Origin of the sequence: Pseudomonas berkeleyensis, from assembly GCF_014109765.1 — a bacterium.
In the GTDB taxonomy this organism is placed as follows: Bacteria; Pseudomonadota; Gammaproteobacteria; order Pseudomonadales; family Pseudomonadaceae; genus Aquipseudomonas; species Aquipseudomonas berkeleyensis.
This window is the reverse complement of sequence record NZ_CP059139.1, coordinates 3,321,083-3,340,463: the sequence shown is the minus strand read 5'-3', so window position 1 is coordinate 3,340,463 and position 19,381 is coordinate 3,321,083. Positions and strand designations below refer to the sequence as shown.

14 protein-coding genes and 2 pseudogenes are annotated in these 19,381 nt (G+C 63.7%); 4 read left to right on the top strand and 12 right to left on the bottom strand.

From position 1 onward, the window contains the following. Positions 1 to 36 precede the first annotated feature (36 nt). The 9 genes from HS968_RS15485 to HS968_RS15445 all read right to left on the bottom strand — a co-directional run bounded on the left by HS968_RS15485 (position 37) and on the right by HS968_RS15445 (position 9,690). Positions 37 to 1,416: a sodium:solute symporter gene (locus HS968_RS15485; RefSeq protein WP_182366969.1), complete on the bottom strand. Its 1,380-nt coding sequence runs from the start codon at positions 1,414 to 1,416 to the stop codon at positions 37 to 39. Between the two features lie 70 nt (positions 1,417 to 1,486). Beyond that, entirely contained in the window at positions 1,487 to 3,007 is a 1,521-nt protein-coding gene (locus tag HS968_RS15480) for a purine-cytosine permease family protein (protein ID WP_182366967.1), read from the bottom strand. Positions 3,008 to 3,027: 20 nt separating this feature from the next. Continuing rightward, positions 3,028 to 3,438 (bottom strand): YybH family protein, encoded by a 411-nt coding sequence (locus HS968_RS15475; protein WP_182366965.1) that lies wholly within the window; start codon positions 3,436 to 3,438, stop codon positions 3,028 to 3,030. A gap of 8 nt (positions 3,439 to 3,446) precedes the next feature. Then, the gene (speB, locus tag HS968_RS15470; RefSeq protein WP_119691679.1) at positions 3,447 to 4,406 is read right to left on the bottom strand and encodes an agmatinase; all 960 of its coding nucleotides are present in this window, start codon (positions 4,404 to 4,406) and stop codon (positions 3,447 to 3,449) included. A gap of 170 nt (positions 4,407 to 4,576) precedes the next feature. Beyond that, the gene (locus HS968_RS15465) at positions 4,577 to 5,299 is read right to left on the bottom strand and encodes a class II aldolase/adducin family protein (RefSeq protein ID WP_202884189.1); all 723 of its coding nucleotides are present in this window, start codon (positions 5,297 to 5,299) and stop codon (positions 4,577 to 4,579) included. Further along, positions 5,296 to 6,810, bottom strand: coding sequence for an amino acid ABC transporter permease/ATP-binding protein (locus HS968_RS15460; protein WP_182366962.1), 1,515 nt, complete (start codon positions 6,808 to 6,810; stop codon positions 5,296 to 5,298). The genes HS968_RS15465 and HS968_RS15460 overlap by 4 nt, the downstream gene beginning before the upstream one ends. 125 nt (positions 6,811 to 6,935) lie before the next feature. Further along, entirely contained in the window at positions 6,936 to 7,742 is an 807-nt protein-coding gene (locus HS968_RS15455; RefSeq protein ID WP_182366959.1) for an ABC transporter substrate-binding protein, read from the bottom strand. Positions 7,743 to 7,797: 55 nt separating this feature from the next. Next, positions 7,798 to 8,838 carry an isopenicillin N synthase family dioxygenase gene (locus tag HS968_RS15450; protein ID WP_182366956.1) on the bottom strand — a complete coding sequence of 347 codons (1,041 nt, stop codon included), beginning with the start codon at positions 8,836 to 8,838 and terminating at the stop codon, positions 7,798 to 7,800. 9 nt (positions 8,839 to 8,847) lie between these two features. Then, positions 8,848 to 9,690, bottom strand: coding sequence for a sugar phosphate isomerase/epimerase family protein (locus HS968_RS15445; RefSeq protein WP_182366953.1), 843 nt, complete (start codon positions 9,688 to 9,690; stop codon positions 8,848 to 8,850). Between the two features lie 413 nt (positions 9,691 to 10,103). On the opposite strand from HS968_RS15445, the gene HS968_RS15440 reads away from it, so the two are divergent. The 4 genes and pseudogenes from HS968_RS15440 to HS968_RS15430 all read left to right on the top strand — a co-directional run bounded on the left by HS968_RS15440 (position 10,104) and on the right by HS968_RS15430 (position 13,403). After that, entirely contained in the window at positions 10,104 to 10,997 is an 894-nt protein-coding gene (locus tag HS968_RS15440; protein WP_119691673.1) for a LysR family transcriptional regulator, read from the top strand. A 117-nt stretch (positions 10,998 to 11,114) separates the two neighbouring features. After that, positions 11,115 to 11,393: pseudogene (locus HS968_RS26765) on the top strand (PAS domain-containing protein); the annotation flags it as partial. 321 nt (positions 11,394 to 11,714) lie between these two features. Further along, positions 11,715 to 12,680 (top strand): annotated as a pseudogene (locus tag HS968_RS26760) (methyl-accepting chemotaxis protein); the annotation flags it as partial. Positions 12,681 to 12,809: 129 nt separating this feature from the next. Beyond that, positions 12,810 to 13,403 (top strand): tRNA-uridine aminocarboxypropyltransferase, encoded by a 594-nt coding sequence (locus HS968_RS15430; protein WP_182366947.1) that lies wholly within the window; start codon positions 12,810 to 12,812, stop codon positions 13,401 to 13,403. Positions 13,404 to 13,798: 395 nt separating this feature from the next. Here HS968_RS15430 and HS968_RS15425 read toward each other — a convergent pair whose 3' ends face one another. The 3 genes from HS968_RS15425 to HS968_RS15415 form a co-directional block, all read right to left on the bottom strand. After that, positions 13,799 to 15,157: an HlyD family type I secretion periplasmic adaptor subunit gene (locus HS968_RS15425; protein WP_182366944.1), complete on the bottom strand. Its 1,359-nt coding sequence runs from the start codon at positions 15,155 to 15,157 to the stop codon at positions 13,799 to 13,801. 12 nt (positions 15,158 to 15,169) lie between these two features. Continuing rightward, positions 15,170 to 17,320, bottom strand: a complete 2,151-nt coding sequence (locus HS968_RS15420) for a type I secretion system permease/ATPase (protein WP_182371633.1) — start codon at positions 17,318 to 17,320, stop codon at positions 15,170 to 15,172. A 285-nt stretch (positions 17,321 to 17,605) separates the two neighbouring features. Further along, positions 17,606 to 18,961, bottom strand: a complete 1,356-nt coding sequence (locus tag HS968_RS15415) for a TolC family outer membrane protein (RefSeq protein WP_119691670.1) — start codon at positions 18,959 to 18,961, stop codon at positions 17,606 to 17,608. Positions 18,962 to 19,381: the final 420 nt, after the last annotated feature.

Sequence of the window (19,381 nt, the reverse complement as noted above, 5' to 3'; positions counted from 1 at the left end):
CTTGCGTTGCCGGCACCCAGGGTTGAGGTTAGCTGCTCAGGCGAGGCGGGTTGCTCGCGCCTGCGGTCGGGTCAACAGGCTGCCGATGACGAAGGCGAGCAGGCCGACGGCCAGGCTGTAGTAGATCGGTGTATTGGCCTCCAGACCGTCCTTGAACATGAACGACATGGCCGTCGCGCAGCCCAGCACCATGCTGGCGATGGCGCCGGTGGTGGTGGCGCGCTTCCAGTAGATGGCGCCGAGGATCGGGATCAGGATGCCGCCGACCAGCAGGTTGTAGGCCAGGGTCAGGGCACCGATCACGTCGTTGACCACCAGCGCGATGGCCAGCACCAGCAGGCCGGTGAGCAGGGTGAACAGACGTGCCATACCGAGGCTGGAGGCCTGGCCGCCGCGCAGTTTCGGCAGCAGGTCTTCGGTCACGGTGGTGGAGGCGGCGAGCAGGCCGGCGCTGGCGGTGGACATCATCGCGGCCAGGGCGGCGGCGATCACCAGGCCACGGATGCCGTCGGGCAGGGCGTTCTGGACGATGGCGGCGAAGGCGTTGTTGGCGTTTTCCAGTTCCGGCAGCAGCACCTTGGCGCACATGCCGATCAGTGCGCCAACCAGGCCGTAGATCACGCAATACACGCCGGCCATGCTCCCGGCCACGCGGGCCACGCCTTCGCTGCGGGCGGTGAACACGCGTTGCCAGATGTCCTGGCCGATGAGAATGCCGAAGAAGTAGATCAGGAAGTAGGTGAGGATGGTGTCGTAGCCGATGGTGGTCAGGCTTAAGGCGGTTTCCGGCAGCTTGGCCACCAACTCGTCCCAGCCGCCGACGCGGTACAGGCAGATCGGCAGCAGCACGAACATCAGGCCGACGGTCTTGATCACGAACTGGACGATATCGGTCAGGGTCAGCGACCACATGCCACCGATGCTCGAGTACACCACCACCACGCCGCCGGCGAGCAGGATGGCTGCCCAGAAGGGCAGGTCGAACAGCACCTGCAGCACGGTGCCGCTGGCCAGGGTGGAGACCACGGCGATCATCAGGGCGTAGGTGAACATCACCACTGCGCTGGCCTGGCGCGCCATCGGCGTGTAGCGGCGCTCGAGAATCTGCGTGACGGTGAAAATGCGCAGCTTGAGCAGCGGTTTGGCCAGGAACAGGTTGAGCACGATGATGCCCGCGCCCAGCGCGGCGCACAGCCAGAAGCCGGAAATGCCGTGCACGTAGCCCAGGCGTACGGTACCGACGGTGGCCGCGCCGCCGAGCACGGTGGCGGCCATGGTGCCCATGTAGAAGGCCGGGCCGAGGTTGCGCCCGGCCACCAGGTAATCCTCCTGATTGCGGGCACGGCGCATGCCGTACCAGCCCAGGAGCAGCATGCAGGCGGCATAAATGAAGACAACGGAAATATCCAGGATCATGATCTTGTTCTCTTTCTTCTGGGAGTGAATCCGGGCGCAGTGCGCCCGTTTTGCGAGGCGTAGGCTGTACTCAGGCGGCTTCGGCATCCTTCAGGCCGGGCGCGACGCTGTCTGGCGAACGAACCCAACGTGCGCCGGCCGGCCCGTAGACACTGGCCGGTTCCGGGAACAGGTTGAGCAGGGCGAGGTAGAGCACGGCGGCCATGCCCAGGGTCAGTGGCAGGCTGATGTCGATACCGTCAGCGAGTTCGCCGAACGGACCGACGAACTGCCCCGGCAGATTGACGAAGCACAGGCCCAGCGCCGCACTGGGAATCCAGGCGCCAAGGCCGCGCCAGTTCCAGCCGTGGTGGAACCAATAGCGTCCGCCGCGTTGGCCGCGAGTGAACACCTGCAGATCGTCCGGGCAATAGAAACCACGGCGCACGATCAGGCCGAGGATCATGATCACCATCCACGGGCTGGTGCAGGTGACGATCAGCACGGCGAAGGTGGACACGCTCTGCACCAGGTTGGCGGCGAAGCGGCCGATGAAGATGAAGGCGATAGCTGCCAGGCCGATCAGCACGGTGGCGCGTACTCGGCTCAGCACTCGCGGGAACATGCTCGACATGTCCAGCCCGGTGCCGTACAGCGCGGTGGTGCCGGTGGACATGCCGCCGATCACCGCGATCAGGCACACCGGCAGGAAATACCAGACCGGGGCGATGGCCAACAGGCCGCCGACGTAGTTGTTCTGCTCGATGTACTGCGGCGCCTGGACGGCGACGATGGTGGCGGTGGCCAGGCCGAAGACGAAGGGAATCAGCGTACCGAGTTGTGCGCCGATCACCGCAGTCATGATGCGCGACTTGGCGGTGTGCTTGGGAATGTAGCGCGACCAGTCACCGAGGAAGGCGCCGAACGACACCGGGTTGCTCATGGCGATCAGCGCGGCACCGAGGAAGGCGGCCCAGAAGCCCGGATCGTCCTGGCCGAGGCTGCCAGCGTAGTGCAGGTCGAAGGGCCCGGCGAAGGCGGCGATGCCGAGCAGGAACAACAGGCTGGCGCTGACCACGGCGACCTTGTTGACCCACAGCATGAAGCGAAAGCCATAGATGCATACCGCCAGTACCAGCACGGCGAACAGACCGTAGGCTAGACCCAGGGTCAGGTCGGTTTCCGGCAGGCCGAGCAGGCGTTTGGCGCCGCCGACCAGGGCATCGCCCGAGCTCCACACCGACAGCGAGAAGAAGGCCACGGCGGTGAGCAGCGAGAGGAAGGAGCCGATGATGCGCCCGTGCACGCCGAAGTGGGCGCCCGAGGAAACCGCATTGTTGGTGCCGTTGAGGGCGCCGAACAGGCCCATCGGCGCGAGGATCAGCGAACCGGCGACGACACCGAGCAGGATGGCCCAGAAGCCGGCCTGGAAGGACAGGCCGAACAGTACCGGAAAGCTGCCGAGCACCGCTGTGGCGAAAGTATTGGCGCCGCCGAAGATCAGCCGGAACAGATCCAGTGGCCCAGCGTGACGTGCCTGCTCGGGAATCTGTTCGATGCCGAAGGTTTCGATGCGGGTGATGTGTTGAGCGTCATTATTGTTGTTGTGCATGATCGATCTCCAGCGCCGGTTCAGGTGGGCGGCAGGGGTTGCGGCATGGCCGACAGATGTTCATGGCAAGCAAGCCATGGGGCGTTTTCGTGTTCTCGGCGAAAGACAATGGTCTCCCGCTCGTGGCTCTCGACGTCCTGGTCGGCGAGGTGCAGGCGGGGGATGACGTCGTGGCACAGCAGCGCCACGTTGTCGCCGAGCACCTGCACCCGCGGGTTGAGCGAGCGACAGGCCAGCACGCGCATGCCGTCGCGCTGCCAGCTGTCCCACAACTGGCGGTAGGCCGCGCGGTTGGACAGGGTCTGTTCGCTGGTGTGGAAAACGAAGCTGGCATCGGTGCTGAAGGCGGCGAAGTAGGCATCGCTGTCGTTCGCGGCGAAGGCGGCCACCAGTGTGCTGGCGGCCTCCAGTACCTGGGCCTGGATGTCCATGGCGAGCCTCAACGTTTGTTCACGCCGGGCAGTACGCAGAGCATCTCGTACAGCAGGTTGGCGCCGAGCAGCGAGGTATTGCCGGTGGTGTCGTAGGGCGGCGAGACCTCGACCAGGTCACCGCCGATCAGATCCAGGCCGTCGCAGCCACGGATGATCTCCATGGCCTGGATGGTGGTCAGGCCGCCGATCTCCGGGGTGCCGGTGCCGGGCGCCCAGGCCGGGTCGATGCCGTCGATGTCGAAGGACAGGTACACCGGGCCGCCGCCGACCTTCTCGCGCACCTCGGCCATCAGCGGCGCCAGCGACTGGTGCCAGCACTCTTCGGCCTGCACCACGCGGAAACCCTGTTTACGGCTCCAGTTGAAGTCCTCGGCGGTGTAGCCCTGGGCGCGCAGGCCGATCTGTACCACGCGCTCGCTGTCGAGCAGGCCTTCCTCTTGGGCGCGGCGGAAGGTGGTGCCGTGGGCGATCTTCTCACCGAACATGTGATCGTTGACGTCGGCGTGGGCATCGACGTGCACCAGACCGATCTTGCCGTACTTCTTGTGCAGGGCGCGCAGGATCGGCAGGGTGATGGTGTGGTCGCCACCCAGGGTCAGCGGCTTGATGCCGAGTTCGACGATCTCGTCGTAGGCCTCTTCGATGATGCGTACGGCGTCGAGCAGGTTGAAGGTGTTGATCGCCACGTCGCCGATATCGGCCACGTTCAGCGAGTCGAAGGGGGCGGCGCCGGTGGCCATGTTGTACGGGCGGATCATCACCGACTGGGCGCGGATCTCGCGGGGGCCGAAGCGGGTGCCGGAGCGCAGCGAGGTGCCGATGTCCAGTGGCACGCCGACGAAGGCAGCGTCGAGCTGGCGTTTTTCCTCGGGGCTCTGGATGTGCGGCAGGCGCATCATGGTGGCGATGCCGCCGAAGCGGGGCATTTCATTGCCGCCCAGGGGCTGGTGGAAGGTCTTGTCCATGGGTAGGCCTCAGGCTCGTTCTGGTTGTGGCCGGAGTCTTGACCGGCCAGACGCTGGGAAAAATCGGCTGGGGCAAAAACTTACTTCACGAATACCTGAAGTAAGGCTGGAAGCCCCATGCCAGCTGTGTTCTGTTGTGGTGAAGAGGGTCGTGATAGGCACGGCGTAGCCTACTGCCGGTAGCTGGGATCGAGTCGATCGAGCTTGCGCAGCCAGGCTTGCCAGATCAGCTGGCGTTGCCATTCGGCGCCCTGTAGTTGCTCGCAGGCGTGTTGCGCCAGGTGCGCGGGAATCTCGCTGCAGGGCTGGCCACCGCCGGTGGCGGCGAGCTGGATCTCGCAGGCGCGGTTCAGGTAATGCATGACGTAGAAGGCATCGGCGACGCTGGCGCCGACGCTGAGCAGGCCGTGGTGGCGCAGCAGCAGGGCGATGTTGTCGCCCAGCGAGGCCTGGATGCGCACTCGCTCGTCCAGATCCAGCGCCACGCCTTCGTAGGCGTGATAGCCCAGGCGCCCGTGGAATTCGGTGCTGATCTGGTTGAGCTGCAAGAGGCCGTTATCCTGCGCGGCCACCGCCATACCGGCCAGGGTATGGGTGTGGATCACGCAGTGGGCGTCGTCGCGGGCCATGTGCACGGCGCTGTGGATGGTGAAACCGGCGACGTTGTAGTCGGCGTTGCCCTCGACCACCTTGCCATGCATGTCCACCACGATCAGGTCGCTGGCGCGAATCTCCTCGAAGAACAGGCCGAACGGGTTGATAAGAAAGCGCGGCTCGCCGTCGCCGGGCAGGCGCACGGAGAAGTGCGTGTAGAGGGTGTCGTCCCAGCCGAACAGGGCGGCCAGTCGGTAGGCCGCGGCCAGGTCGCGGCGCAAGGTGGCGATGTCGTTCATGCGTTCTCCAGGCCGATGAAGCGGCGTACGCGTTCGTGATTGCCGGTGCGGATGGCCTCGGGTGAGGCGTCGAGCTGGACATGGCCGTTTTCCATGAACAGCACGCGGTCGGAAATCGACAGGGCAAAGTCCATCTCGTGGGTGACGATGAGCATGGTCATGCCCTCGCGGGCCAGGTCGCGAATCACCGCGAGCACGTCGCCCACCAGTTCCGGGTCGAGCGCCGAGGTGGGCTCGTCGAACAGCATGATGTCCGGTTTCATCGCCAGGGCGCGGGCGATGGCCACACGCTGCTGCTGGCCGCCGGAGAGCTGGTGCGGGTACTTGTTGGCGTGGGCCAGCAGGCCGACCTTGTCCAGCAGGGCCAGAGCCTGCTGACGCAGTTCGGCAGCATCGCCCAGGCCGTGGTAGCGCGGCGCGAGCAGGACGTTGTCGAGAATGGTGCGGTGCGGGAACAGGTTGAAACTCTGGAACACCATGCCGATGCGCCGTACACCTTCGCGTTGGCGACGGTTCTCGGGACGGTCGCCGGCTCGGATGAAGGCCTCACCGAACAGCACGATCTCGCCTTCGTCGATGCTTTCCAGGCCGTTGATGGTGCGGATCAGCGAGGTCTTTCCGGAGCCGGACGGGCCGATGATGGAAATCACCTCGCCGGGTTGCACGCTCAGGTCGATGCCCTTGAGCACATGGTGATCGCCGTAGTGCTTGTGGATATTGCTCAGGTGCAGTGCTGCCGGGGCGCCGGGCTCGCGAACCTGCGTGCTGCCGGCGGTCACTTGCGGCAGGTCGCTGCGCAGCTCGACTACCTGGGCATCGACGAGCGTGCCCGGCTTGCGTCGACCAAGATCGAGGTGGCGTTCGAGATATTGCAGGCCCCAACCGAACAGGCTGACGATCAGCACGTAGTACACGGCCACGGCGCCGAGGGTTTCCAGTACCAGGAAGTTCTGCGCGTAGAGGCGCTGGCCGACCAGCAGCAACTCGCTGAGGGAGATCACCGAGACCAGTGAGGTCAGCTTGACGATGGTGACGTACTCGTTGGTCAGCGTCGGCAGGGCGATGCGAAAGGCCTGCGGCACCACGATCAGCCGTTGCGCGCCGAGCCGGCCGATACCCAGGGCACGGGCGGCCTCGCGCTGACCCTTGGCCACCGACAACAAGCCACCACGGTGAATCTCCGCCATGTACGCCGCTTCGGTCAGCACCAGGGCGAACAGGCCGGCATAGAAGGGATTCGACAGCACCTTGCCGCTGGCCGGGATTAGCTGTGGCAGGTTGTAGACGAAGATCAGTAGTACCAGCAGCGGTACGCTGCGAAAGAACCACACGTAGATCGCGGCCGGTGCGCTGAGCCAGCGGCTGGTGGCCTGCTTGGCACTGGCCAGACCAAAGCCCAGCGCCAGGCCGAGCAGCCAGGCCAGGCTACTGAGTTTTACCACCGTCCAGCACGCGGCCCAGAAGGCCGGCATGGAAAACAGGGAGAAGAAATAGCTCCATTCGAACGGCATATGGGGCACCTGCGACTCAAGCCGAAAAAAGGCCGCTGGCCGGAGCGAGTACCGGCCAGCGGGGTGAAGCGGTCATGTCATGTAGCGTTCGTGGGCGAGCCATCAGGTTCACCCACGGGTTGGCTTCAGGCTTCTTCCAGGTTGTATTTCTTCAATAGCTCGCTGTACTCGCCGCTGGCCTTGAACTCGTCCAGCGCGGCTTTCAGGGCGTCGAGCAACTGGGCGTTGCCTTTCTTCACGTAGATGCCCAGCACCTGCGGGTAGATCGAGCCCTTGGAGCTGATGGCGATACGGCCCTTGGCGCGTTCGACGATGCGCAGCGAGGCGGCGTCGATCTCCAGGTGTGCCTGGATATGGCCGGAGAGCAGCGCCTGGGTGGTTTCGGCGGTGGTCGGGTACTGGTTGATGGTGATCGCGCCGGCACCTTGTTCCTTGCAGTAGCCGTCGGAGACTTTTTGCAGCGCCGGAATCCACGAGGTGCCCTGTTGCAGGCCGACGGTCATGCCGCACAGCTCCTCAGGAGTGGCCGGTTTTTTCTCGGCGTCGCTGCGCACCATGATCGCTGCACCGGTCTTGGCGTAGGGGATGGCGTCGGCTTTTTCCAGGCGTTCGGGAAGGATGTACATGCCGGAAATGATGGTGTCGAAGCGGCCAGCGTCGAGGCCGAGGATCAGGTTGGGGAAGCTGATATCGCTGAAGCTGGCGGTCAGGCCCAGGCGCTTGGCCAGAGCGGCCGAGACTTCCGGGTCGAAGCCGAGCACCTTGTCGCCTTCGTAGTATTCGAATGGCGGGTAGGAAATCTCCATGCCCACCTTCAGCTCGCCGCTGGCGAGGGTCTTGGGCGTTTCGGCGGCGTGGGCGGTGGCGAACAGGCCAACGAGGGTGCACGTGAGGGCCAGGGCGGTGGTGCGCAGCGGGGTACGGGTTGCCATTGTGCTTATCTCCGGATCAGTTTTTTGTGTTGGCAGCGGGCTACATAGGGGAAAGTCACAGCGCGCTCGGCTGGTGCTTCAGATGGCCGAAGCTGGACGGCCGGCGGGCGCGTTCGGGCAGCTGCAACTGGCCGTCCTCGACGCGCTTCTTGAGGTATTGGTAGGTCTGCAGCGCCTGGCTCCACATGTGCTCGCCGATGCTGATGGCCTCGTAGCTCTGGCCGGCGGCTTCGAACTGCGGCAGCGGGCGGATCTGCGTGTGGTAGTCGCAGGCATAGAAGAACGGGAACGAGTAGCGCTCCTGGCTGACCTTGCGTACGCGGTGCGAGGTCGCGACGAAGGTGCCGGCACTCATCACCTCGAGCATGTCGCCGATGTTGACGACGAAGGTGCCCTCGCGCGGCGGTGCGTCGATCCATTGGCCGAGGTCGTTCATCACCTCCAGTCCCGGGCGGTCGGCGAGCAGGATAGTGAAGCACTCGTAGTCGGTGTGTGCGCCGATGCCGGGCGCGTCCTGCGCGTCGCCATCGAAGGGGTAGTGGATCAGGCGCAGTTTCGACGGCGGGAAGTTGGCCATCTCGTCGAAGGTGTTTTCCGGCAGGCCGAGGGCCAGGGCGAAGCCACGGAACAGCGTGCGGCCAAGCTGGAAGATGCGTGCGTAGTAGGCCTGCACCGCCTCCTTGAAATTGGGCAGGGTTGGCCAGTCGTTGGGCCCCAGCAGCGGCGTGCCGGCCAGCACCAGCGGGTTGTCGGCGGGGACTTCGAAGCCGATGTCGAAGGCTTCCTTGTGATCCGGCTTGCCGACGCTGTAGCGCTCCTCGCCCTCGGGTACGAAGCCCTTGTGGCTAGCCGAGGTGCCGATGTAGTGGCGCATCTTGTCGTCCAGCGGCTGGGCGAAGTAGTTCTCGGCGGCGCGGTGCAGGCCGTCGATCAGTGCCTGCTCGATGCCGTGGCCGCTGATGTAGAGAAAGCCCACGTCACGTGCGGCGCGGCCCAGGTTCTCGGCCACGGCCAGGCGTGCGGCCGGATCACTGCTGAACAGGCCGGCGATGTCGACCACGGGGATTTCGGTGAAATGTTTGGCCTTGTTGTTCATCACGGCTCCTCAGCGACTGGTGAAACGGTGGAAGTGCTGGCGCTCGCAGCGCGCCATCCACTGGTTGAGCTGCCACAGGTCGGCCACCGGCACGTCGGTAAAGGGCAGGTGATGCAGGTAGCCGTCCGGGCCGAATTCGGGGGTCAGGGTGGTGGTCTGCAGGCCGCGTTTTTCCTGGCTGCTCCAGATGTTTTCCCAGTGGCGCTGATGAAAGGCCAGTACCTCGGCGTATTCCGGTGCGCCGGGGTGCGGCACCTGTGGGCCCTGGTCGTAGCCCACGCGGGCCTGGATATGGTCGACCCGCTCGATGAACGCGGAAAGGTCATCGGTGGGGTCGTCCAGCAGGCGCTCGCAGGTCACCAGCCAGTGGCTGATGTCGCTGGTAAAGCGCAGTTCGGGCACCTGGCGGATCACGTCGAGGGTGACCCAGGGGCTGTACAGCGAACGGCCGCGATGAATCTCGAAGCAGACGTGCAGGCCACTGGCATCTGCCAGTTCGACGGCACGGGCGAAGAAGTCGACCTGTTCGCTCAGTGCCCAGCGGTCGTTGCCGGGCAGTACGTTGACCAGGCGCGGTTCGAGTTCGGCAGCCCAGTCGAGCTTTCTGCGCAGGTCTTCGAGGTGCGCCTGGGGGCTGTCGCTCTGACGCGGCAGTACCGGGGTGGAAGTGAACAGGGTGGCGATATAGGGGACGTTCTGTTCGCGTAGCAGGCGGGCATTTGCACTGCGTTGCGCGGTCGTCTCGGGGATGCGCGCTTCGATACCGTCGAAGCCGGCACCGAGCGCTTCGTCGAGCGCTTGCTGCCAACTGCCGCGATAACCCCAGAGGGTGCGGAAGATTTCCAGTCGCATGGCCGTCTCCTGGAGAGGGCGAAGGTCAGCGGCAGATTGGCAAAGGGGCGTGGTGTATCGCCCGAAATGGCGTCCGGTTCGAGCCGGTGCCTGGTTATGGCTGCATTGTTGGCTCAGCGCGCGAACGGATTAAATCGCGTTGAGCAAATACTTAGTTCAGTGATTACTGAACTATCGATGTTCCGTGCCTTGCCCCGGATTTCATCCGGGCCACCAAGCCAACGCCGTTCCGTAGGGTGCGCCGTGCGCACTGATTGTTTCGCAGGTCAGTGTGTGGAGTTAGGCAGCGTTTCAGAGCGGCTTCAACCGCGAAACTCGCGGATAAATCCGCTCTGAAACGCTGCACTGCTCTGGATGCCGACGGTGCTTGTATGGCGCTACACTGGCGCCCTGTTAATCCGCCGTGCGCCCTCATGTCCTTCGCCTTGCCCGACCTGAAACTGTTGAAGATCTTCGTCGCCGTGGTGCGCCACCAGGGCTTCGCCGCGGCGCAGCAGGAGCTGAACCTGTCCACTTCGGCGATCAGCACCTACATGAGCCAGCTGGAAAGCCAGCTCGGCATCGTGCTTTGTCATCGTGGTCGTGGCGGCTTCAGCCTGACCAGCAAGGGCGAGCTGTTCTATCAGGAAACCCTGCGCCTGCTTGGCGAGCTCGAGGGCTTCGAGCGTTACTCGGCGGCGCTCAAGGGCGAATTGCGCGGCACGCTCAATCTCGGTGTGCTGGACTCCACCGTCAGCGACCCGGCCCTGCCGCTGGCCGAGGTGATCGGTGCCTACAGCCAGGAGCACCCAGGCGTGCATATGCACCTGTCGGTGATGAGCCCCTACGAGCTGCAGCTGGCGGTGTTGGACAACCGCCTGGATCTGGCCATCGGCGCTTTCTCCACACGCATGAACGGCCTGGTCTACCAGCCGCTGTACCGTGAGCAGCATTGGCTGTACTGCAGCGAACGGCATGCCCTGTTCGAGCAGCGGCGGATACCCGAAGAACTGATCACCCAGCAGCGCATGGTTGGCCGTGGCTACTGGAGCCAGGCCGAGCTGGCACGCCACGGTTTCAAGCACAGCGCGGCGACCGTGGAGTCGATGGAAGCACAACTGATTCTGGTGCTTTCCGGCGCCTATATCGGCTATCTACCGGAACACTACGCCCAGCACTGGGTGGATCAGGGCAAGCTGCGTGTGCTGCTGCCCGCCACCTTCGGTTACCAGGCACCGTTCTCGCTGATCCTGCGGCGCGGCCGTACACGTGAACCCCTCATTCAGACGTTTCGTGATCTGCTCAAGACGCAACTGAATCAGATCTGAAACAGGGTCGCCTTTATCCTTCGAAAGACGTAAAGCCAGCGGCTGGCGCGCTTATTAGGCTGTGCTAGTACTTATTCATACGTCTGTACCAATTCCAATGCGAACAGGGAAGCCTTGATGCGCCAGAACCTGCCTGTGAGTCAGCGTGAAAGAACCTTCCCAGCTGACGAACGACTGATTTCCACCACCGACCTCAACAGCAAGATCACCTATTGCAACGATGCATTCGTAGAAATCAGTGGCTTCACCCGTGAGGAACTGATCGGGCAACCGCACAACCTCGTGCGCCACCCGGACATGCCGCCTGCGGTATTCGGGCACATGTGGGAGACGATCAAGCAGGGCAAACCCTGGATGGGCATCGTCAAGAACCGCTCGAAGAACGGCGACTTCTACTGGGTCAGCGCCTATGTCACGCCCATCTACGAGAACGGCCGCATGTCCGGTTACGAGTCGGTGCGCTCGCTACCGAGCGAGGCGCAGAAACGTCGCGCCGAAACCCTTTACGCGCGTTTACGGGCGGGCAAGTCGCCGGTGCCCAAACTGGAGTACTGGACATACGATCTGCTGCGCTCCTGGCCGTTGATCGCGGCTGCACTACTGATTCTCGCCGCACACTGGGTCGTATCCGGGCCGTGGCTGATGGCCTTCATCATCCTGATTCTGTTCGCGCTGGGCTCCTACCAGCTCTACAGCAAGCGCCAGTTGATCCGCAAGACGCTGTCCGAGCACCCCAAGGCGTTCACCAGCGCTTTGGTCGCCCTGACCTACAGTGACAACCGCGGCGCTCAGGCACTGTTGGACATGGCCATGATCAGTGAAGAGGCGCGCCTGCAGACGGCCCTGACCCGGCTCGAGGATGCCGGGGTGAGTGTGAAGAAACGGGCGGCGCAGTCGGCGGAGTTGTCCCATTCGAGCGCCCAACTGCTCGACCAGCAGCGGGCCGAGACGGATCAGTCGGCCACGGCCATCAATCAGATGGCGGCGACTATTCAGGAAGTGACGCACAACGTGCAGAACACCTCGCACGCTGCCGAGGAGGCCGACCGCCTGGCGCGTGAAGGGCGCGACCTGGCGGTCGGCAGCCTGGACTCGATGCGGCAGATGGCCAAGGCGGTGAACGATATCGGTCAGGCGGTCAACGAACTGGCCAACTCCACGCAGTCGATCGGCAGCGTCGCCGATGTGATCACTTCGATCGCCGAGCAGACCAACCTGCTGGCGCTCAACGCTGCTATCGAGGCGGCAAGGGCAGGGGAACAAGGCAGGGGATTCGCGGTGGTGGCCGATGAAGTGCGCTCGCTGGCGTCGCGTACCCGCCAGTCCACCGAGCAGATTCACCAGATCATCGCCGACCTGCGTGCGGGCGCCGAGCGTGCGGTGGTGACGGCGGGCAAGGGCGAGGAGATTTCCCGTGGCAGCGTGCAGAGCGTCGAGTCGGTACGCGATGCGCTGGAGGGCATCAGCTCGGCGGTCACGCGTATCACCGGCATGAGCCAGCAGATGGCGGCGGCCTCCGAGGAGCAAAGCCACGTGGCCGAGGACATCAGCCGGCAGATCACCCGTATCGCCCAACTCTCCGATCACAGCGCGGGGCAGGCGCACCAGGGCGCAGCCATCAGCCGTGAGCTGGAAGAGATGGCCGACTACCTGCACAGCCTGGCGGAGCGCTTCAACCGCTGAACCAGTAGCCCGGATGTAATCCGGGGAGTGGTGCAAGACTGTTCAGTGAACAGGCTTAGGGAAATGGGCGATGTTCCCGGATTGCATCCAGGCTACGCGGGCAGGCAGCGTTCTGGCACACTGCGCGGCATGCCTCGTCCGACCTGCTCCCGCTGCCAGCGCCCGCTTGGCCATTGCCTGTGCGCACTGATTCCCGACCTCGACAGCCGTACCCGCGTGCTCATCCTGCAGCACCCGAGCGAGGTCGGTCATGCCCTCAATACCGCTCGCCTGGCCGCGCTGGGGTTGCGCAATGCCGAGTTGCGCGTGGGTGAGGTGTTCGATGATCTGCCGCAATTGCTGGCACAGCCGGGGTATCGAACCTGCCTGCTGTTTCCCGGTGATGAGGCCGCGGCACTGACGGCTTATGCTGCGGACGAGCAGCCGCTGCTGCTGGTGGTGCCCGATGGCACCTGGCGCAAGGCCCGCAAGTTGTTGCACCTCAATCCGTCGTTGGCGGCGCTGCCGCGCGTCAGTCTGAGCGTTGCTGCCCCGTCGCGTTATCGCCTGCGCAAGGTGCCGGAAGAAGGTGCGCTGTCGACCATCGAGGCAATTGCCACGGCATTGGATACGCTGGAAGCACCACGGTGTTTCGATGCGCTGCTCAAGCCGTTCGATGCGTTGATCGAAGGTCAGATCGCGGCAATGGGGGAAGAGGTCTTTATCCGCAACCACCAGCGTTAGGGGCGGTGCGCCCAGTGATATGTAGGGTGTGCCGCGCGCACCAGGTCTGACGATCTTCTGGGTGTCGAGGTTAGCTCGGTGCGCATGGCGCACCTTACGATGCCGAGGCCCGGATGTAATTCGGGAACATGCTAAGTGCGAGTCGGGCGCATGTAGGGTGCGCCGCGCGCACCAGGTCTGACGATCTTATGGGTGTCGAGGTTAGCTCGGTGCGCATGGCGCACCCTACGATACCGAGGCCCGGATGTAATTCGGGAACATGCTAAGTGCGGGGCCGGTGCATGTAGGGTGCGCCGCGCGCACCAGGGCTGATGATTTTCATGGTGTCGTGTTTGGGCCTGGTGCGCATGGCGCACCCTACGGTTTGCGTTGGCCTGGCCAACGTCGCGACCCCTTCAGCGTTCGCGCATGGCTTCCGAACGAGCCTTGAGCACGGGTTTGAGCAGATAGGCCAGCACGCTCTTCTCGCCGGTGATGATGTCCACCGTGGCGACCATACCAGGGATGATCAGCAGAGGGTGTTCCTCGCTGCCCAGGTGGCTTTTATCGGTGCGTACCTGGATCAGGTAGAAGCTGTTGCCTTCATCATCGGTGATGGTATCGGCGCTGATCAGTTCGAGGTTGGCCTTGAGCCCGCCGTAGATGGTGTAGTCGTAGGCGGTGAACTTGACCATGGCCTTCTGGCCCGGGTGCAGGAAGGCCACGTCCTGCGGCCGAACCTTGGCTTCGATCAGCAGGCTGTCGTCCAGGGGCACGATTTCCAGCATGTCGCTGCCGGGCTGTACGACCCCGCCGATGGTGTTCACCTTGAGCTGCTTGATCACCCCGCGTACGGGGGAGGTCACGGTGGTGCGGGTCACCTTGTCCTGAATGGCGACGCTGGTCGCGGTGATCTTCTGCAGTTCGGTACGCACCTCATTGAGCTCCTTGAAAGCATCCGAGCGAAAGCCCAGTTCGGACTCCTCCATCTTGCTCTTGATCTCGCTCATCGCTGCTTCGGCGCGAGGAATGGCCAGGTTGGTGGCTTCCAGCGAACCACGCAGTTCCACCACGCTGCGGCGCAGGCGCAGTACCTCGACTTCGGAGATGGCGCCAGAGGCCACCAGCGGTTGTGACATGTTCAGCTCCTGCTGCAACAGGCCCAGGCTGGAGCGATATTGCTGGGCTTTGGAGCGGAATTCGGCGAGTTCCTGCTCCTTCTGCCTCAGTTGCTCGCCGAGGGTGCGCTGCTCGCTCTTCAGGCGCTGCTGGCGTGAGCGGTACAGGGCCAACTCGTCTTCTGCCAGGCGCGGTGCGTTCTGGGTAACCTCGTCGGGCAGCTTCGGCTCGCGTCCTTCGGCTTCTGCACCGAGCCGCTCCAGGCGAGCGACCAACGCCAGGCGGTCGGCCTCGGTTTCGCCGCGATTGGACAGAAAACGGGTGTCATCCAGCCTCAGCAGTGTGTCGCCCTTGTCCACCACCTGGCCTTCACGGACGAAGATCTCGCTGACGATGCCGCCCTCCAGGTTCTGGATCACCTGCACCTTGCTCGATGGGATGGCCTTGCCTTCGCCCGTGGTGACCTCCTCCAGCACAGCGAAGTGCGCCCAGACCAGCGCGGCGAGCAGGCAGGCGCTGACCGCCCAGACCGTAACGCGGCTGAGCCAGGGCGAATCTTCCAGAATGGCGCCTTCCACTTCCGGCATGAACTCGGTGTCCTGACGCTTCTCGCGCAGGCTGCCGAAGTAGTTGCCGAGGCTCTGGGTCAGTTGCATCACGCTTCGCTCCTACAGGCTGGCCGGGCCGACACGGCCCTTGCGCAAGGCTTCGATCACGGACTCCTTCGGCCCGTCCGCCACCACATGGCCGTTGTCCAGCACGGCCAGGCGGTCGACCAGGCTGAGCATGGAGGCGCGGTGGGTGATGAGGATCAGGGTCTTGCCCTGCACCCAGCTGTGCAGACGCTGGCGCAGCAGGTCTTCGCTGGTGTTGTCCATGGCACTGGTAGGCTCGTCGAGTACCAGGATCGGCGGGTCGAGCAGCAGCGCTCGGGCCAGCAACACGGCCTGGCGCTGGCCGCCGGAGAGCAGTTGGCCACGCTCACCCACCGGGCGGTCGAAGCCCTGCGGATGCTGCCGCGCCAGGTCGACGACACCGGTCAGTTCGGCGACTTCGAGCATGCGGGCGTCGCTGATGTAGCGTGCGCCGAGGGTGAGGTTGTCGCGCAGACTGCCGGCCAGCAGCGGCAAGTCGTGGGCGACGTAGCCGATCTGGTGGCGCAGGTCGGCGACGTCGAGCTGACGCAGGTCGAGGTTGTCCAGCAGGATCTGTCCTTCGTCGGCGCTGTAGAAAGCCATCAGCAACCGAGCCAGGGTGCTCTTGCCCGAGCCGCTGCGCCCGATGATGCCGAGCCGCTCGCCTGCGCCGAGGCGCAGGCTGACGTTGTTCAGCGCCGGGGCGTTCTGGCCGGGGTAGGTGAAGCTGATCTGGCGGATCTCCAGTGCGCCCTTGAGCTGGGTACGATCCAGCGGCCGCTGCTTGTCCTGGCGCTCCTGGGGCAATGCCATCAGCGCGTCGGTGCTGGTCATGGTCAGGCGCGCCTGTTGGTAGCGGGTGATCAGCCCGGCTATCTGCCCCAGTGGCGCAAGAATCCGGCTGCCCAGCATGTAGCAGGCCACCAGCGCGCCGACGCTGAGGTTGCCGGCGATGATCAGGTAGACCCCGGCGACGATGGTGGTCATGCCGGCGAACTGTTGCAGGAACAGGGTGCCGTTGGTGGCCAGTGAGGCGAGGAATTTTGCATGGCCGTCCAGGCGGGTGAGGGCACCGTGGGTTTGCTCCCACTGATGCTGGCGCTCGCTTTCCGCGCCGCAGGCTTTGAGGGTTTCCAGGCCTCCGAGGGTTTCGATCAACAGCGCCTGGCGCTGCGAGCCGAGCTGTAGGCTCTTCTGCACCGTGTCGCGCAGGCGCACCTGGATGATGTAGGCGAACAGTGCGGTAATGGGGAAGGCCAGCAGCGGGATGAACACCAGCGGCCCGCCGATCAGGCCGATCACCAGCAGCATCAGCAGGGAGAATGGCAGGTCGATCAGGCTGGTCAGGGTCACGGCCGTAAGGAAGTCGCGCAGCCCCTGGAAGTCGTGAATGCTCTGGGCGAAACCGCCGATGGTGGCCGGCCGCGCTTTCATCGACATGCCGGTGATGCGCTCGAACAGGGTGGCCGAGAGCACCACGTCGGTCTTCTTGCCGGCGGTGTCCAGCAGGTGCGCGCGCAGTACCTTGAGCAGCAGTTCGAAGCCCGTGCCGATCAACAGGCCGACGGCCAGCACCCACAGCGTCGAGGTGGCCTGGTTGGGCACCACACGGTCGTAGGTCTGCATCACGAACAGCGGCACCATCAGGCCCAGCAGGTTGATCAGCAGGCTGGCAAGTACGGCATCGGTATACAGCCAGCGCGACAGCTTGAGGGTATCGCGGAACCAGGCGTCGATGCGTGGCACCAGCGGTGTCCGGGCTTCCTCCAGTTCATGCCGTGGACGCGCGAAGAAGGCCTGGCCGCTGTACTCGGCGGCCAGTTGTTCGCGGCTGACCCATTGCTCGCCGCCATCCGTTTCGCAGGGCAGGATCTGCGCCTGCTGTTTCGGCCCCCACTGGCGCAGCACGGCGCTGCGACCGTCCTTGAGCAGCAGCAGTACCGGCAGGTTGAGTGGTGAGATGCTGGCCAGGTCGCGTTGCAGCAAGCGCCCTTGCAAGCCCGCCCGTGCTGCGGCACGAGCCAGTAGGTCGGGGCTCAGGCGCTGCGCCGGCAGAGGCAGCCCAGCGCTCAGGCTGCCGCGGCTGGCGGAGCAGCCGTGCAATCTGCACAGGATCAACAGGCCATCGAGTAGCGGGTCGTCATGGCTGAGACGTGGATCGCTGGCCGGCCCTGGCCGTTCCATGGTGGTCAATTTCTACTACTCCTCAGAGCCTGTGCAAGGTCTGCTGCGCGTCGGCCATGCTGCGTTGAAATCGGGCTCAGAAAGCTGTTGTAGCTAACGCGCTTCAGCGCGGCCCGAAGGGCGAGCGAAGCGAGTAATGCTCATTTACAGCACGTAAACTCGAATGCGAGCCCAGTCCGTTCTTCGCCCAATTTCGCCTTGCCTGGCTCTAGCTCGCGAGACCTGCAGTGCAAGGTCTGCTGCGTGTCAGGCCCACGTGGATTCGCGTGGGCCTTCGAGCTGCGACTACTTCATTTCCGGCAAGCGTGCTTCGCTCTTCACTTCGCTGAGGGCTACAGCTTCCGCCGGGACTACGACCTGTTGCTGACGCAGCAGATCACCCATTGCCGCAACGACGCGGTACATCGAGAACTCTTCGCCGTAGCGAACCTCGGTATAGCGGCGGTTGGCAGTGAACAGTTCGTTTTCACTGTCGAGCAGGTCGAGCAGGGTGCGCTGGCCCAGGCTGAACTGCTGCTGGTAGGCCTCGCGAACCCGTGAGGTGTAGTCGGCGTAGTCACGTGCCTTGGGAGTTTGCAGGCGCGCGTTCTCCATGGCGTTCCAGGCCAGCGAAAGGTTTTCGTTGAGCACGCGCAGGGCGTTGTTGCGGATGTCCATCGACTCGTTGATCTGATGCGCGGCCGATTGCAGGCGGGCCTTGTCGCGCATGCCGTTGAACAGGTTGTAGTTCATCACCACGGCGGCTCGCCAGGTGTTGTAGTGGCCCTCGTCACCCTGCACGTTGTCGTTGGCATTGGTGGCCAGCTCCAGGTCGAAGCGTGGATAGAAGGGCGACTTGGCGACCTCGTATTGCTTCTCGGCGGCATTGACGTCCGACTGTGCCGACTTCAGGAAGGGGTTGTTGTCCATCACGGTCTGGCGGGCGGCGAGCAAATCGGCCGGCATGTTGCCTTTGACCGAGGCGGGGGACTCCAGCTGATCCGGCAGACGGCCGACCGCGCTGAAGAAGTTGGCTTCGGCATCGGCCAGGTTGACCTCTTCTGTGTAGAGGTTGTTTTGCGCCAGAGCCAGACGGGCTTCGGATTGATCCAGATCCGCCGTGCTGCCGACGCCCTGGCGGCTGCGCATGCCGATCTGATCGTTGATGCGCTGGTGAGCCTGCAGGTTGTTGCGTGCCAGCGTGACCATTTCGCGGCGCATCAGCACATCGAGATACACCTCGACGGTGCGCAGTGCCAGGCTTTCGGAGGTGCCAAGCAGGCGATAGGCGCGGGAGTTGACCACGGCCTGAGTACGCGCCACTTCGTTGGGCGTGTTGAAACCATCGAACAGCATCTGCCGCAGCCGCAGTTCGGCATCGCGGTAATTCAACGTCTCCTTGTTGTGATCACCCAGGGCGCGGGTGCTGGGGCTGTCCGTGCGTTCGCGACCATAGCCCACCAACAGATCGACGGTAGGCAGATAACCGCCCTTGGCGAACTTCACGTCTTCGTCTGACGCAAGACGGCTGTTGGCTGCCGCATGGATCTCAGGGTGGTTATCCAGCGTGCTCTGGATAGCTTCCGTCAAGTTCATGGCCTGCACCTGACTGCAGGCAGTCGCCAAAAGCATGGCGCTCCACAGGGTATTGAGTGTGCGCATTGGCGTTTCTCCTTACTGATGCTCTTATCGTGTCGCCAATAAAATGGCTTTTTTGTCTGTCAAACCGTTTCAGGCTTGTAACATCACAGCTAAGAACAACTTTTGGAGAGGATAAGAAGATTTTTTCACAAGCTATATTCGGAAAAAATCTTATGAAGTCTGCGAAAAGCAGCACATTGTTTGAGCCTATGAGCTGCGCAAGTCCTCATTTTTTGGGCCTTGCACGGCTGAAGTGGGTTGTCAGGCATCAAAGGGCGGGGATTCAACTGATGGAATAGTTCGACGCATGCTGTGGTGACATTTTTTTGTCAGTAGCGTTTTTGGAATTTTGCGCCGTTCCATTTCAATCAGCTGTCTTGTTTCTCTCCTCTGCTTCGAAAAGGTGTTCTGACCCTTTCGGTAGGTACGTGTCGGCGGTAG